The sequence below is a fragment of the Thalassotalea sp. Y01 genome (assembly GCF_012932945.1).
GTDB lineage: Bacteria > Pseudomonadota > Gammaproteobacteria > Enterobacterales > Alteromonadaceae > Thalassotalea_A.
The window spans coordinates 272,707-287,015 of the sequence record NZ_JABBXG010000003.1; the positions used below are offsets into that span (position 1 = coordinate 272,707).

Annotated in this window: 16 protein-coding genes; 6 read left to right on the forward strand and 10 right to left on the reverse strand. The window is 43.5% G+C overall.

Annotated elements, in window-relative coordinates; genetic code table 11:
- Positions 1-15: 15 nt before the first annotated feature.
- On the reverse strand, positions 16-753 hold the full coding sequence (gene pflA / locus HII16_RS06065; protein WP_169128381.1) for a pyruvate formate lyase 1-activating protein: 738 nt from the start codon (positions 751-753) through the stop codon (positions 16-18).
- A 61-nt stretch (positions 754-814) separates the two neighbouring features.
- Positions 815-3,100, reverse strand: coding sequence for a formate C-acetyltransferase (gene pflB / locus HII16_RS06070; RefSeq protein ID WP_169128383.1), 2,286 nt, complete (start codon positions 3,098-3,100; stop codon positions 815-817).
- A 309-nt stretch (positions 3,101-3,409) separates the two neighbouring features.
- Between pflB and yfcE the strand changes: the two genes are divergently transcribed.
- The gene (gene yfcE, locus HII16_RS06075) at positions 3,410-3,955 is read left to right on the forward strand and encodes a phosphodiesterase (RefSeq protein WP_169128385.1); all 546 of its coding nucleotides are present in this window, start codon (positions 3,410-3,412) and stop codon (positions 3,953-3,955) included.
- A gap of 10 nt (positions 3,956-3,965) precedes the next feature.
- Here the strand turns inward: yfcE and HII16_RS06080 are convergent, their stop codons facing one another.
- From HII16_RS06080 to HII16_RS06100, 5 genes are all read right to left on the reverse strand, one after another.
- The gene (locus tag HII16_RS06080) at positions 3,966-4,472 is read right to left on the reverse strand and encodes an ACT domain-containing protein (RefSeq protein ID WP_169128387.1); all 507 of its coding nucleotides are present in this window, start codon (positions 4,470-4,472) and stop codon (positions 3,966-3,968) included.
- Positions 4,473-4,497: 25 nt separating this feature from the next.
- Positions 4,498-6,030, reverse strand: a complete 1,533-nt coding sequence (locus HII16_RS06085) for a DUF3360 family protein (protein ID WP_169128389.1) — start codon at positions 6,028-6,030, stop codon at positions 4,498-4,500.
- Positions 6,031-6,252: 222 nt separating this feature from the next.
- Complete coding sequence (locus tag HII16_RS06090) at positions 6,253-6,444, reverse strand: hypothetical protein (RefSeq protein ID WP_135439193.1); 192 nt, start codon at positions 6,442-6,444, stop codon at positions 6,253-6,255.
- 189 nt (positions 6,445-6,633) lie between these two features.
- Positions 6,634-7,779 carry an anhydro-N-acetylmuramic acid kinase gene (locus HII16_RS06095; RefSeq protein WP_169128391.1) on the reverse strand — a complete coding sequence of 382 codons (1,146 nt, stop codon included), beginning with the start codon at positions 7,777-7,779 and terminating at the stop codon, positions 6,634-6,636.
- Positions 7,754-9,037 carry a peptidoglycan DD-metalloendopeptidase family protein gene (locus tag HII16_RS06100; RefSeq protein ID WP_135439196.1) on the reverse strand — a complete coding sequence of 428 codons (1,284 nt, stop codon included), beginning with the start codon at positions 9,035-9,037 and terminating at the stop codon, positions 7,754-7,756. Before HII16_RS06100 ends, HII16_RS06095 begins: the two co-directional genes overlap by 26 nt.
- A gap of 230 nt (positions 9,038-9,267) precedes the next feature.
- On the opposite strand from HII16_RS06100, the gene tyrS reads away from it, so the two are divergent.
- The 3 genes from tyrS to HII16_RS06115 all read left to right on the forward strand — a co-directional run bounded on the left by tyrS (position 9,268) and on the right by HII16_RS06115 (position 11,483).
- Positions 9,268-10,467, forward strand: a complete 1,200-nt coding sequence (tyrS, locus tag HII16_RS06105) for a tyrosine--tRNA ligase (RefSeq protein WP_169128393.1) — start codon at positions 9,268-9,270, stop codon at positions 10,465-10,467.
- A gap of 108 nt (positions 10,468-10,575) precedes the next feature.
- On the forward strand, positions 10,576-11,118 hold the full coding sequence (locus tag HII16_RS06110) for a DUF4136 domain-containing protein (RefSeq protein ID WP_135439198.1): 543 nt from the start codon (positions 10,576-10,578) through the stop codon (positions 11,116-11,118).
- Between the two features lie 35 nt (positions 11,119-11,153).
- Positions 11,154-11,483 (forward strand): ribonuclease E inhibitor RraB, encoded by a 330-nt coding sequence (locus HII16_RS06115; RefSeq protein ID WP_169128395.1) that lies wholly within the window; start codon positions 11,154-11,156, stop codon positions 11,481-11,483.
- 77 nt (positions 11,484-11,560) lie between these two features.
- Here HII16_RS06115 and HII16_RS06120 read toward each other — a convergent pair whose 3' ends face one another.
- The 3 genes from HII16_RS06120 to mtnN form a co-directional block, all read right to left on the reverse strand.
- The gene (locus HII16_RS06120) at positions 11,561-12,181 is read right to left on the reverse strand and encodes a trimeric intracellular cation channel family protein (protein ID WP_189637914.1); all 621 of its coding nucleotides are present in this window, start codon (positions 12,179-12,181) and stop codon (positions 11,561-11,563) included.
- A 28-nt stretch (positions 12,182-12,209) separates the two neighbouring features.
- On the reverse strand, positions 12,210-12,614 hold the full coding sequence (locus HII16_RS06125; RefSeq protein WP_211183419.1) for a rhodanese-like domain-containing protein: 405 nt from the start codon (positions 12,612-12,614) through the stop codon (positions 12,210-12,212).
- Positions 12,615-12,754: 140 nt separating this feature from the next.
- The gene (gene mtnN / locus HII16_RS06130; protein ID WP_169128397.1) at positions 12,755-13,465 is read right to left on the reverse strand and encodes a 5'-methylthioadenosine/S-adenosylhomocysteine nucleosidase; all 711 of its coding nucleotides are present in this window, start codon (positions 13,463-13,465) and stop codon (positions 12,755-12,757) included.
- Between the two features lie 207 nt (positions 13,466-13,672).
- Here mtnN and HII16_RS06135 point away from each other — a divergent pair, with 207 nt between their 5' ends.
- The gene (locus tag HII16_RS06135) at positions 13,673-14,050 is read left to right on the forward strand and encodes an STAS/SEC14 domain-containing protein (RefSeq protein WP_135439202.1); all 378 of its coding nucleotides are present in this window, start codon (positions 13,673-13,675) and stop codon (positions 14,048-14,050) included.
- A gap of 9 nt (positions 14,051-14,059) precedes the next feature.
- Positions 14,060-14,302: a DUF6868 family protein gene (locus HII16_RS06140; protein ID WP_169128399.1), complete on the forward strand. Its 243-nt coding sequence runs from the start codon at positions 14,060-14,062 to the stop codon at positions 14,300-14,302.
- Positions 14,303-14,309: the final 7 nt, after the last annotated feature.

A 14,309-nucleotide genomic window follows, 5' to 3' on the forward strand; every position in this document is an offset into this window, starting at 1 on the left:
TAAATCGATATGAGCTTAAAGGACGACTTTAAGTCCGTATATATTAAAGGTTTTCTTCAACTGCTGCATGGTCAGTTGGCTGGGGGGGTGAATATGGGCGAGCTCATAGGTATCACCGTATTGCTGCCATTTATAGGCACCAATAGAATGATAGGGCAGCAATTCGATATGTACCACATTGTCCATTGGATGCAGAAATTCTGCCAATAACTGCGCCGATAATTGGTCATCGGTATAGCCAGGCACAATCACATAGCGAATCCAAACCGGTTTGTTGATCTTTTGCAGGTGGCGCGCAAAACTCAACGCATAGCGATTGCTGACTTTGGTTAAATCAATATGGATTTTATCCTGAATCTGTTTTAAATCGAGTAACACCAGATCGGTGACTTGCATCAAGGCATCCATCTTCTCGTCTTGACCGCGAATAAAGCCATTGGTGTCGAGTGTGGTATGTATGCCTTCTTGCTTGCAAGCGGTAAACAGAGCGGTAACAAATTCGGCTTGTAAGATAGGCTCACCACCAGAGACAGTGATGCCGCCACCAGAGGATTTAAAGAAGTGTTTATAGGGGCGCACTTGCTCCAAAACTTGCTCAACGGTCATTTCATCGCCAGCATCTTCGTCCCAACTATCACGATTATGACAGTATTTGCAGCGCATAAGGCAACCTTGCATAAAGACAATAAAACGTATGCCGGGACCGTCAAAGGTTCCGCAAGACTCTACTGAATGAACACGACCCGTAACCATATAATCCTCAAGCGTCTAACACAAATAAGGATGGCAGAAGCCATCCTTATTGTTTAGGTCATTACATACGATCGATAAAGGTACGATTAATAACATCCTGTTTTTGCTCTTGGGTGAGCGAGTTAAAGCGCACCGCATAACCAGACACTCGAATGGTTAACTGTGGGTATTGCTCTGGGTGTGCCATCGCATCCAACAGCATTTCTCGGTCAAGAACGTTGACGTTGATGTGTTGCCCACCTTCAATGCTGTCGTCATGGTGGAAGTAACCATCAAGCAAGGCTGACAAGTTTTGCTGTTTGCTGCTATCGTCTTTACCCAATGCGCCAGGCACCATTGAGAAAGTATATGAAATACCATCTTTAGCGTCTTTAAATGGCAGTTTACCGACAGATTGCATCACCGCAAGTGCGCCTTTGGTATCACGGCCATGCATCGGGTTTGCGCCCGGTGCAAACGGCATACCCGCTTTGCGACCGTCTGGCGTTGAGCCTGTTTTCTTACCATAAACCACATTTGAAGTGATGGTTAACACCGATTGAGTCGGCGTCGCTTTGCGGTAAATTGGGCTCTTCTCGACTTTCGCCATAAACTCACTGACCAAATCACAAGCAATGTCATCAACTCGAGCGTCGTTATTACCAAACGCTGGGAAGTCGCCGTCAATTTCAAAATCAATGGCAACACCGTCTTCGTTACGAATCGGTTTTACTTTGGCATATTTTATCGCAGATAAGCTATCGGCGGTCACCGATAGGCCGGCGATACCACAGGCCATGGTGCGTTCAACATCTCGGTCATGCAATGCCATTAATGACGCTTCATAACTGTATTTATCGTGCATGAAATGAATGCAGTTCAATGCCAATACATACTGTTTGGCAACCCAATCGGTAACCTGATCAAAATTGGCTTTGACCGTATCGTAATCTAGCACCTCATCGGTGATAGGATCCATTTTAGGGCCAATTTGAGTTTGCATTTTTTCATCTACACCACCATTGATGGCATAAAGTAGCGCTTTGGCTAAATTGGCACGTGCACCAAAAAACTGCATTTGCTTGCCGAGGATCATTGGGCTTACACAGCAGGCGATACCGTAATCATCTGAGTTAAAATCAGCGCGCATCAAATCATCATTTTCATATTGAATTGAGCTGGTATCTATAGATACTTTGGCACAGTAGTGTTTAAAGTTTTCTGGCAAATGCTCAGACCAAAGCACCGTCATATTCGGCTCTGGACTGGCACCCATGGTGTATAAGGTATTAAGAAAACGAAAGTTGGTTTTACTCACCAATGTACGGCCATCAAGACCCATACCTCCAATAGATTCGGTCGCCCATATCGGGTCGCCTGAGAATAACTCGTCATAATCAGGAGTACGTAAGAAACGCACCATACGCAGTTTCATCACAAGGTGGTCAATCAGCTCTTGAGCTTTCTCTTCATCAAGCACACCACGTTCAATGTCACGTTCAATATAGATATCTAAGAAAGTTGACACGCGACCAAACGACATTGCCGCACCGTTTTGCGATTTAATTGCCGCTAAGTAGGCAAAGTAAGTCCATTGCACCGCTTCTTGAGCATTAAGTGCTGGTTTTGAAATGTCATAGCCATAGCTTTGTGCCATGGTTTTCATATCATTAAGGGCGCGATGTTGGTCAAAAATCTCTTCACGTAAACGAATGATGCGCTCTAACTCTTCGCTGCTTGTCGCATCTGTTAACTCTTGCTCTAGTGATTTGTGTTGCGCCGCTTTATCTTGCATTAAAAAGTCAATGCCATATAAAGCAACACGGCGATAATCACCGATAATTCGACCACGGCCATAGGCATCAGGTAAACCGGTGATAATACCGGACTTACGGGCTTTAAGAATGTCAGAGGTGTAAACATCGAATACCCCTTGGTTATGGGTCTTACGATATTTGTGGAATATTTCGCTAACCTGAGGCGATAGCTCTTTGCCGTAAACTTTGGCGCTGTTTTCGACCATACGAATACCACCGTTACATACGATGCCGCGCTTAAGTGGAGCATCCGTTTGTAAACCAACAATGGTTTCTAAATCTTTGTTGATGTAGCCTGGGCCGTGGGAAGTAATTGTTGATGGAACATCGGTATCAAAATCGACGGGCGCTAAGGTTTCGTTTTCTTGCTTGATACCTTCAGCAACTTGTTGCCATAGCGTTTTGGTTGCATCTGTTGCACCAGCTAAAAAGCTGTCGTCACCTTGGTATGGAGTATAGTTTTTCTGGATAAAGTCTCGAACGTTCACCTGTTCTTGCCAGTCTCCTGGGGTGAAGTCGCTCCACGCGTTTGTTTTGCTATCACTAACCATTTCGGTCTCCAAATTTTAGAAAGGCCAGTTACCGTGTCAAACAGAATATATATCGACACCATAACTTTAAATATGTGCGTCATTGTTTTAAGAGCATGGCGTGCTCTTGGTAATTGCACCAGCAATTACCCAATTGCTGTTATAAAATTATATGTTAAAAACAACTAATTTCATGGCCTATCGAGATAATAGTTAATTGCAATCAAATAATCTTGGTGATTAATGTAATTTTTGTTAGTCAATTGTTAACGTGATTGGTTACAAAATCTAGGCACTGACTGTTGTTATCCTTTGTGTAAGAGAGTGTTTATGTTTATTGTTCTAGCGGATATACATGGTTGCATCACCAACCTTAAAACCGTATTAGACAAATATTCGCAACAGCCAATCAAAGGCATTATTGTGCTGGGCGATATATTGAATCATGGCCCAAGAAATCCAATGGTTGATGAGTATTCGCCGCTCAAATGTGCAACGCTATTAAACGCTTTCGCGACGCAGGTTATTGCAGTGCGTGGCAACTGCGACAGTGAAGTTGATCAAATGTTGCTTAACTTTCCGATGATGTCGGATATGGCGATAGTGTATCTAAAAGATCGCCGCATAGTTCTTAGCCATGGGCATTTATATAGTGACGATGCGAGCGATGATTTTTTTAGCGATGGTGACGTCTATTTGTTTGGCCATAGTCATCTACCAAAAGCGGAATATTCAAAGCAGCGCTATTTATTAAACCCTGGCTCAATAACGTTAGCGAAAGGCGGTTTTGAGCAAAGCTACGGAATATTAGATGCGGATGGATTTGCGGTGTACAATCTAAACCATCAGCGAATCATCGGTATTGAGTTTGGTTAATCCCGCAGTGTCACTGCATTTGTGTTATTTCGATTGACGCCTGTTGATCGATATGTTGCAGTTTCTCTTGCAGTGGCTCAGGTGAAAAGTCTATCGGCGTCCTCAAACTAAAATACGCACTCAGTACGCTTTGTCCTAATTCAACAACGGCGTAGCGATGTGATTCCATATCATCAATATCAATAGCGAATTCCGCCAATGCTTGGGTGATCTGATCGATCAAACCTGACTTATCACGCGCTTCATAGGTTAATGACCACAGTGCAAAACTTTGTTGTAAGTCATTGCAATCATTAAAGTGCGTTATCAGACCGTCATGGTGTTCGAAAAAGGCCTTTAACTCATCAGCTTTGTCCTCACCAATCTCAATCTTAATCAAACCCACAAAACGACCGCCGAGTTGGCTCACCCGCGAGTCTAACCAAATACCGCCCAACTGATTTGTTTGTTGAGCAAGGCTGCGCATCACACCGGAGCGCTCTTCACCTAGGATGGTCGCGATAAATTGTACTGTCATAAATGTCTCCCGCTGACCTAGTTCGCTACAATAGCGCTGGTATGCCTGGCAGCATACCCACCGCTAACATGGCAATTAAACAAATGATAAATGCTAATCCAGGTATAATAACTCTGTCGGCAAATGACAACTGTTTGGCTCTATCTTTATCACCTATCATACCATTGTTATCCAACAGCATAGTCAGTGACCATGCCAGAACAGGGTTAGCTACAAAGGCGGCAAAAATACAGATACCCGCAGATTGCGCATCTTTGGATTCTTTTACCATTTGCAGCCCAGCTTCTAATAATGGCAAAAACACGCCAACCAGCAATGCAATAGACATCACCGGTTTCCATACCGCGACATCCATCGGGTAACCTGACACGGCGACGACGATACACATAGCGCCTAACAATATGGCGCCGGCTGGTATCGGTCGTTTGGCTATAGCCGCTGGGATCATATATGTCCCCCAACTGGAGGTAATATTACCGCCGCCTACTGCGGTACCCACTATTTGTCGAAACGCACAGGTGGTCATGGTGTCGTCCACGTCCATCAATACTTTATCTGTACCTTTAGGGTAGTTAAGTTCCTGAAAAATCCGGTGGCCAAGAAAATCTGGTGGCCACATCGCCACGGCAAGAATGGCAAACGGTAGCGAGGCAATAAAATGTGACAGATTAGGTAAGCCTAGCATCCAACCTTCACTGGTACTGCCCCACCAATAAACCGGGTTTAAATTGGGGATGCCAGGTTCGGTTACAAAGACTAAATCAAACCCCGCACCAAATAAAAAGGCGATAACAATGGCGATGATGGAACATAAGGGAATCGCCAGCCAACGCTTGCCGATTCTGGCTAAGTATGAATACAGCACCACATTGGCAATAAGAATGATAAACGCCACATGACTGAGGCTGTAATCTAAGCTGTGCTTGCTCTGTAGGCTTTGTGCCCAACTGAATAACGAGGTGATTTGGCTAACCGCACCACCAAAGCCGAGGAACACCAAAAGGCCGCCAGCGACCCCATCGCCGGTGAGGTTTACCAGCCGCGAGCCACCTTTAAAGTAACTCATTAATATGCCAAAAATGCCTAGTAAAATAGCTAATGCTAACGGGTGCGCTCCGGCAAGGGCGATGGCACCAATAAGCGGAATCATCGGCCCATGGTTACCGGCTAAGTTGGCTCTTGGGTTGATAAAACCAGAACTGATAATACAAAACAATAGGGCAGGGATAAGCATTTCTACCCGTACGACGGAGATAATAAACTCAGCCCCTAGATTAACCTCATCCCACTTTTCTGTTAAACCAATGGCCCACGCAGACATTACCGCAGAATACATCACCGTAATGCCAATGGTTCCGGCAATGGCTGGCACTAAGTCTTCCCACTCAAAATTGAAATCTCGACCGGGTAAGTTCAACCCCCAACGACGGGGCTTCATGATTTTTAATTCATGATCTAGATAATCTGAACGACTTGAGAATTCATTGGCTGGACGGTGAGCCTGATGATAGGGAGTCGAATCATCGCTGTTGTGCTGGGAATTTTCACTCTCTTGCATAATCGTCTCTATCGCAACAGGCAGCGTAGCATAATTAAAAACCACAACGACTAATCTTTAGGTGCTGCCATAAGGTTATGTGAACAAACAATAATTGTAGTTCAGATAGTGAAAAACATAAGGTTGATAATGGACGGGAAAAATTTAACGGCTGAGTTTTATTAGCGGGTAAATAAAAGCCGACGGTTATCGCCGGCTGATCATCGATGAATTATCAGAGCATTAATAGTAATAGTCTTCGTGTGTGTGAACTTGCGGATCGTCGACGATTTCTTCTATGCCAACCTGAATTGAATTGTTATCCATTAAATCAGTCATATACACAGTTTGCGTTGCGCCATCTACCCAACTGACTCGGCCACTGCCTTTACGTGACGTACAAATCATACCAACTTTGATGTTATCGATATCCATTATGCCTCCCAACATTGATTAAGGTGTTGTAAGCCTAGCTGACATCCTTTGTCAGGCAAGTAGATACTCGCCTATAGACCAAGATATAGACATTATTATACGTGATGAGTTCCAATTGAGATTGCCGTGTATGTATAGGAATACATGGTCTGATAATAATTTAACGAGAAAAGTAGGGCAGAGTCGCGATTAAGGGGTAAATAAAGTACCTAAGGTCGTGGCACGACTAGCGCCGGTTACCGACGGTAAGTTTGAGGCTAAATTGTGCTCAAAAGCATAAGCTAGCCAAGCAAATATCAGCGCTTCTAAGGCATCATTGTCAATGCCATATTGGTTGCCTGTCTGCACATTGGCGTCAGCAAGTAATTGTTTCAGCATGGTCATAAGCAATGGGTTATGGGCACCACCACCAACGATAATCACCTCTGACTCGGGATTTAAATGTCCGATGGCATCCGCAATGCTATGACTTGTGAGGGCATTTAGCGTGGCTTGAATGTCTGCAGGCGCTAAGTCTTTATATCGTTCTTGGTCGATAAACTGTTGCAGCCATGCATCATGAAAATATTCACGGCCAGTACTTTTTGGAAAAGCCTTGGCAAAATACGAGTCTTGCAACATCACGGTCAACAGGTGCTGATTAACCTGACCTGTTTTGGCCCATTTAGCATCTTCATCAATGCCTTTTGCACATTTTGGGTAATGACGAGTATACCAGTCATCTAACAAGGCATTGCCTGGCCCCGTATCAAAACCAATAACCGAGTTATCGCTGGCCCCTAAGTAGGTGATGTTAGCAATGCCACCAATATTGACAATACATACATCCTTTTCCTTATCGCGAAACATCGCATTATGGTATGCCGGTACCAATGGTGCACCTTGGCCACCCAACGCCATATCTTTCTCTCGAAAGCGACCTATTACTGGGATGTCGGTTAACACCGCTAAGGTTTGGCTACAACCAATTTGGCAGGTAAAACTGTGTTGTTGAGATGGACGATGACGGATGGTTTGGCCGTGATTGCCGATTGCTTTGATATCATGACTATTGAGCTGTTGCTGTTTAAGAAACGCCAGTACGGCGCTGGCAAAATGCTGCGCAAGTTGCTTATCAAGGGCGGCTAGGCGGTCTAATTCATTATCGTCTGGGGTGTATAAACTTTGGATCTGCTGTTTTAATTGAGGCGAATAAGGCTGATAAAAGCTGGCGTGCAAAACATGAGATTTGTCGTTAAATTCAACCAATGCTAAATCAATACCATCAGCACTGGTGCCAGACATTAAGCCAATATAAAGTTCTGCGTTGTTATTCAGCAAGTGCTTCTGACTCATCCAAGGTTGCCGCAATTAATGTTTGCTTCGAACCTTCAAGTTGCTCTAATACACGACTCGCTAATTTCGTAAATTCCTGTTTGTGCTTTTTAGCGATAGGCTGTGCATCAGGTAATTTAACGGTACGTGGGTTTCTGTGCACGCCATTGAGCAAAAATTCATAATGCAGATGTGGTGCTTGTGACAGTCCGGTTGAGCCAACTAAACCAATCACTTGGCCTTGTTTCACTCGTTGACCTTTTTTTACTTTGCGCTTAGAAAAGTGCAAATATTTGGTGACGATGTTATTCGCGTGTTGAATGAATACATAGTGACCATTGTATTTGTTGTAAGTCGATGAAATAACTCGACCATTACCCGCTGCCTTCACTGGTGTGCCTTTAGGGGCTCGATAATCCGTACCATTGTGGGCTTTATAGCGCTTAAGAATTGGGTGGTAACGTTTTGGTTTGAAATTTGAGCTAATGTATTGGAAGCTAACCGGCGCACGTAAGAACGACTTACGCATGCTATCGCCTTTTTGGTTATAGTATTCACCATCTTTAAAACGTACCGCTTTAAAGGTTTCACCTTGGTTAATAAATTCCGCAGCCAAAATATTGCCATGACCTACAAATTCACCATCGATGTATTTGTCTTCAAACATCACCGCAAAAGCATCACCTTCACGAATGTCTAATGCGAAATCGACATCCCAACCAAAAATGTTGGCTAAATTCATGATTTGTTTATTGCTCATGCCGGCTTTAAGGCCTGCATTCCAGAAGTTACTGGTGATGGTCGCTTGTGCATAACCGGTGCGAACTTCGACTTGTTTTTCAGCGATACGGCTAGTGAAGTTTTGTTGTTCAACAGCAATGTGCAATGTTTCGGTCATCGACATTTTGTACTGTAAGCCAACAAGTTCACCATCATCATTGCTGGCTAGTTGAATTTGCTCGCCAACACGCAACGATTTAAGCTCTTTACCATGCTCTGTTTTAGTTAATTTGTGCGTTGTTGTCGCACCATGGCCAAAACGCTTCATGATTTTTGCCAAGGTATCGCCGCTTTTAACGGTGGCTGTTTGCCATGACTGGGTTGCCGGTTTTTGCTCGGCAACTTGTTGTAGTTTTTTCTTAGTTTGCTCCGGAATGGACAAATCGTAAGTTTTTCCCACTTCAATTGCAGGTTTGCCGCTATTTTTTGATGCGACAGCCTGTTCTGATGGCAAAACCAGCAAAATAACTAGAAAAATACTGCAGCCGATGATTAACATACGGTGTTTTTTAGGCAGTTCTAAATATAAATTCTTTAAATTTGTCAAGGTGTTACCGATACAGACTGATAATTATTTGATACTTATAGATAAGACTATACCAAAAAATTAAAAAAACTCACAACCCCGGGGTTTTCACAACCCTTAGTTTTGCAGTAAAATCAGCTGTTCTTGAATAAAATAGTAGCAATTGCGCAGGACAAATCCTGTTTAAGTCAAAAGGCACAATAATGACCGATACTAACCAAGCGTTTGCCGAGTTAAAACGTGGTGCAGAAGAAATTCTGTTGGAAGATGAATTACTCGAGAAGTTAAAATCTGGTAAACCATTAAAAATCAAAGCAGGCTTTGATCCAACAGCACCTGATTTGCATTTGGGGCATACGGTTTTGATCAACAAGATGCGTCAGTTCCAACAATTGGGACACGAAGTCATTTTCTTGATCGGTGATTTTACCGGCATGATTGGTGACCCAACAGGTAAAAACGTTACGCGCAAACCTCTGACCGAAGCTGATGTATTGGCCAATGCTGAAACCTATAAACAGCAAGTGTTCAAAATTCTTGATCCGGCGAAAACCCGTGTTGAATTTAACTCGACCTGGATGGAAAAGCTGGGTTCTGCAGGTATGTTAAAGCTGGCGGCACGTCAAACCGTTGCCCGTATGATGGAACGTGACGATTTTAAAAAGCGTTACAAAGAAGGCCAGTCTATTGCTATTCATGAATTTATGTACCCACTGGTTCAAGGCTGGGATTCAGTTGCATTAGAGTCTGATGTTGAACTGGGCGGTACCGATCAGAAGTTTAACCTGTTGATGGGCCGGGAATTACAAAAATCGGAAGGTCAACGTCCGCAAACGGTACTGATGATGCCATTGCTTGAAGGTTTAGACGGCATACAAAAGATGTCTAAGTCACTTGGCAACTACATCGGTATAACTGACACGCCAAGCGATATGTTTGGTAAGATCATGTCTATCTCTGATGTATTGATGTGGCGTTACTATGACTTGTTAAGCTTCCGTCCAATTGCAGAGATCGAAGCGTTCCAACAACAAGTTGCTGATGGTGCGAACCCTCGTGATATCAAAATTGAATTGGCAAAAGAAATTATTGCTCGATTCCACAGCCAAGCAGATGCCGACGCTGCGCATCAAGAATTTATTAATCGCTTCCAAAAAGGCGCTATGCCAACGGATATTGAAGAGAAGACAATCAATACCATCGATGGTGAATTAGCACTAGCAAACTTACTAAAAGAAGCAGGTTTGGTTGGTAGTACCTCAGATGCCATGCGCATGGTTAAACAAGGTGCGGTTAAAATTGATGGCGAAAAAGTTGCCGATGCTAAGCAAGCATGTGTTGCCGGTAGCACGGCTATTTACCAAGTCGGTAAACGCAAATTTGCTAAAGTGACATTGGTTTAATTGCAAGTTACACCGACAATGCCAGTCAAATGACTGGCATTTTTGTTTGTAATTAGCGTACAGTATTAACTGTGTTTGCCATTGACAACAAAAAACATAAGAGAGCAAATGATTTTACGTCTACTATCCATGGTGTTTGGCCTTAGCTTAATGCTCGGCTGTGCCAGTGAACCTACGTCTAGTGTTAATCCTGATTTTAATTTTACTCAGGTTAAGACCTTCAGTCTGTTTCCTCGAGAATCTCGATTTAGTGATATTCAGAGCCTGAGTGATTATGAGCGTAATCGTATTGAATTGGCCATTGAACAAAAAATGGAAGAATCTGGATTTGATTACAAACCATTGGAAGACGCGGATGTGGTAATCAGCTATTTCTTAGTTGGTCGTAGTTTGCGAGAGCTGCAAACCTACAATAAGTTAGTGCGTGCTTGTTTGGGCTGTGCCCAGGCAGAGCAGCAACGACTTAACCAAGACATACGTTCCTCAATGCTGGTGATTGACGTACTCGACAGTGTTAAACGTCGCAGTGTGTTTCGTGGCTTTGTAAAGGTTGATTTGGATATTGAAAACAGCAGCGATGAAAATCAGCAAGAAATAATTGCGGCTGTTGATCAAATCCTAGGCCAATTACCGTCAAATACAGTACAATAGCGTTAATTATGGTACTGCTACAGCTTGAGAGATAAATGAGCTACCCAAATGATGAACATGGCCAAGTCTTGGCTGAAATGGAACAAGCCGGCATTGATCTAAGCAAGCCGATTGTTGTTGAGTTTTTCCAGTTATTTGAACAAGAAGACAATGCTAACGCACTCGCTAAGCATATTGAAGAAAGCGACATGCAGGCAACCGTGACTGTGCACCCAGATAAAAGCCCAGGTGTTTGGGACGTTGATTGCAGATTGGAGATGATTCCAAGTTACGACAATATCGTTGAAATGGAGCAAACTTTTGAAAAGTTAGCTCGTCAATTTGATGGTTATAATGACGGTTGGGGCGTGCATTTCGAAGATTAGTTGCACATTGATGCGGCTAATTACATGCGATTAATAGGGCAGTGCAATACTGCCCTTATTATTGCTAAGTCTTCAGTCTATATCTCGTCGTCAAACTTGAATGCAGGTAAAGATACCTTCCAATAAATACCAGCAAGGCGTAGCACCAGAGCGCCTAGCATCGCTATAGAACCAGCAATTAATTCGCTAAAGCCTAGCGTACTTAAGCCAACAAATAATACACTGCCTAACATCGCCGCTGTGGCATAAATTTCCTGACGTAAAATTAACGGTATTTGATTACAAATAATGTCACGTATCATACCGCCGGCGACGCCAGTGATGGTGCCCATAATGATTGCGGTTAACATGGACTGTTCATACATTAGCGCTTTTTGTGTGCCTAATACCGCGAACAATGCCAAACCAAAAGCATCAGAAATGTGCATAAAACGCTTTGGCACATGTTTAGGTTCACGAATGAGAAAAATGGTTAACAATGAGGTGAAAAAGATAATCACTACATACTCGGATTGCACCGTCCAAAATACCGGAGCGCCAAGGATAATGTCGCGTATGGTACCGCCACCAACCGCTGTTATTGCCGCAAGCACCATAACACCAAATGGATCGAGACGATAACGGCCGGCCATTAACGCGCCGGACAATGCAAACACGATAACGCCAAAAATATCGGCAAAATAGATAAAGGTGCTGATAGGATTAGCGGCGACACTTTCTGCCATGTTACTTTTCTACCTGCCTGTTGTTTTCATGCCAAAGATTCATATCACCTTGTAAGTGAGTCAGGTGCTTAAAACCTTGTTGCTTAAGCTCTTCAATAGCGATGCCGGCGCGTCTGCCTGAACGGCAATAGACAACGATATTTTTATCCTTGTATGACTCGAGCTTTTGCAAGTTTGCCGCCAGTTCTGTATGGGAGATGTTCACGGCACCTGGAATATGACCTTCTTGAAATTCTTCTGCAGTGCGCACGTCCAGCAATAAAAATTGCTCATCACTTTGTTGCAAATCAATAAGTTGCTGTTGCTCAATGTCTGCAGCAAGGGGACTAACAGGCTGTTGTTTATGGTATGCATTAGCGTTAAACATGACCAGCATACAGCTTATATACATTAACTTTTTCAACATCACTTTCACCTCAAAATCAAGTCGACACAGGCGACTCGTTATATCGATTAACTTGTTGATAATTATGCGTGTTATTAGCTATTTAAGCCAATAAAAAATCCCGGACTTAGCCGGGATTTCATCACTAGGCTATGAGGGGCTTAGCTTAAGCTTTTACCCTTTAAGGCGGTCAGCATATTCATCACCAGCTCTGAAGAGTTTACCGAAGCGGTTTCTAAATAAGCTTCAAATGACTCTGGCGACTCTTTACCGGCGATATCACTCATTGAACGAATAACCACAAATGGTACGCTTAATTGATGGCAGGTTTGCGCAATCGCCGCACCTTCCATTTCCACAGCGGCCATGGTTGGAAAGTTTGCACGGGCCTTGGCAATGTCATCATCTTTGGTCATGAAGGTATCGCCAGTGGTGATAAGACCTGTCATGGTTTGAATACCTTGCAATGTATCAATGCCTTGTTGAGCAGCGCTAACCAAGCTTGGGTGCGGCGTAAATGCTGCCGGCATGCCAGGTAACTGGCCGACTTCGTAGCCGAATGCGGTAACGTCAGCATCATGATGTCGTACTTCAGAGCTGATCACGATGTCACCGACACGCAATGATTGATCAAAGCCACCAGCAGAGCCAGTATTGACGATGTAGTCAGGTGCAAACTTCTCAATCATCAGCACAGTTGCAATACTCGATGCAACTTTACCTATACCAGATTGCACCAATACGACCTCATTGCCATCGATGTTACCGGTGAAAAAACGGTAGCCAAAATATTGGTGTTCGGCAAAGTCTGCCAATTTACTTTTTAAAATTGCAACTTCCGGCTCCATTGCGCCGATAATACCTGCTTTCATCGTTTTTATTCCTGCCATTGCATAAGATGCGGCAATTATAGTGAGTTAGCGCAAAAACTAAAACAACTTTTATTCACCAAGTGCTTGTTCGGACTCGGTGTTTGTTGATGTTAATCAAAAGTTAATACAAAATATTCGCATCGTAGATGCTGGTGATTTAGGCTTAAAGGTATAGACCGTAGCTAAACGACAATCAGGAGGTTAAATATGACCATTAAGCGACATGGCTTAGCCATAGGTATTGAGCGTATTGATGATCAGTTTTTCGTCACGCTAACAGCGCAAGGCACTTTGACCCACGCCGATTATCAGGTGATAACACCAATGCTCGATAATGCCTTGGCGGCGGTGAAACAGCCGAAAGTAAAAATGCTTATCAATGCCACTGAAATGCAAGGGTGGGAGCTGCGCGCCGCATGGGATGATTTTAAACTTGGCCTCAAACACGGCAGCGAATTTGAAAAAGTCGCCATTCTTGGCAACAAGGACTGGCAACAGATGGTGGCCAAAATTGGTGGTTGGTTTATAAGTGGTGAGGTCGCGTATTTTGAAGATGAAGATAAAGCCTTGGCCTGGCTAAGGTAGGAGGGTGATATGGACATGCAACAATGGGCTGAATTTTTTGGTTGGTGTACCGTCATTAATGCGGCGTTTTTAATTTTAGCGTGGCTTATTATGCAAGTATTTGCAGAACCAATTAAAGCATTGCACCGACGCATGTTTACGCTCGATGATGAAACCTTACAATGCGTCTATTTTAAATTCTTTGGCTATTACAAGCTTGCCATATATGTCTTTAATTTAGCACCGTATATCGCGCTAAAAATTATGGTATAACAATGTC

Coding starts and splice junctions, on each gene's coding strand:
- pflA (WP_169128381.1), bottom strand. CDS start 753: ATGGTTACGGGTCGTGTTCATTCAGTAGAGTCTTGCGGAACCTTTGAC.
- pflB (WP_169128383.1), bottom strand. CDS start 3,100: ATGGTTAGTGATAGCAAAACAAACGCGTGGAGCGACTTCACCCCAGGA.
- yfcE (WP_169128385.1), top strand. CDS start 3,410: ATGTTTATTGTTCTAGCGGATATACATGGTTGCATCACCAACCTTAAA.
- HII16_RS06080 (WP_169128387.1), bottom strand. CDS start 4,472: ATGACAGTACAATTTATCGCGACCATCCTAGGTGAAGAGCGCTCCGGT.
- HII16_RS06085 (WP_169128389.1), bottom strand. CDS start 6,030: ATGCAAGAGAGTGAAAATTCCCAGCACAACAGCGATGATTCGACTCCC.
- HII16_RS06090 (WP_135439193.1), bottom strand. CDS start 6,444: ATGGATATCGATAACATCAAAGTTGGTATGATTTGTACGTCACGTAAA.
- HII16_RS06095 (WP_169128391.1), bottom strand. CDS start 7,779: ATGAGTCAGAAGCACTTGCTGAATAACAACGCAGAACTTTATATTGGC.
- HII16_RS06100 (WP_135439196.1), bottom strand. CDS start 9,037: ATGTTAATCATCGGCTGCAGTATTTTTCTAGTTATTTTGCTGGTTTTG.
- tyrS (WP_169128393.1), top strand. CDS start 9,268: ATGACCGATACTAACCAAGCGTTTGCCGAGTTAAAACGTGGTGCAGAA.
- HII16_RS06110 (WP_135439198.1), top strand. CDS start 10,576: ATGATTTTACGTCTACTATCCATGGTGTTTGGCCTTAGCTTAATGCTC.
- HII16_RS06115 (WP_169128395.1), top strand. CDS start 11,154: ATGAGCTACCCAAATGATGAACATGGCCAAGTCTTGGCTGAAATGGAA.
- HII16_RS06125 (WP_211183419.1), bottom strand. CDS start 12,614: ATGTTGAAAAAGTTAATGTATATAAGCTGTATGCTGGTCATGTTTAAC.
- mtnN (WP_169128397.1), bottom strand. CDS start 13,465: ATGAAAGCAGGTATTATCGGCGCAATGGAGCCGGAAGTTGCAATTTTA.
- HII16_RS06135 (WP_135439202.1), top strand. CDS start 13,673: ATGACCATTAAGCGACATGGCTTAGCCATAGGTATTGAGCGTATTGAT.
- HII16_RS06140 (WP_169128399.1), top strand. CDS start 14,060: ATGGACATGCAACAATGGGCTGAATTTTTTGGTTGGTGTACCGTCATT.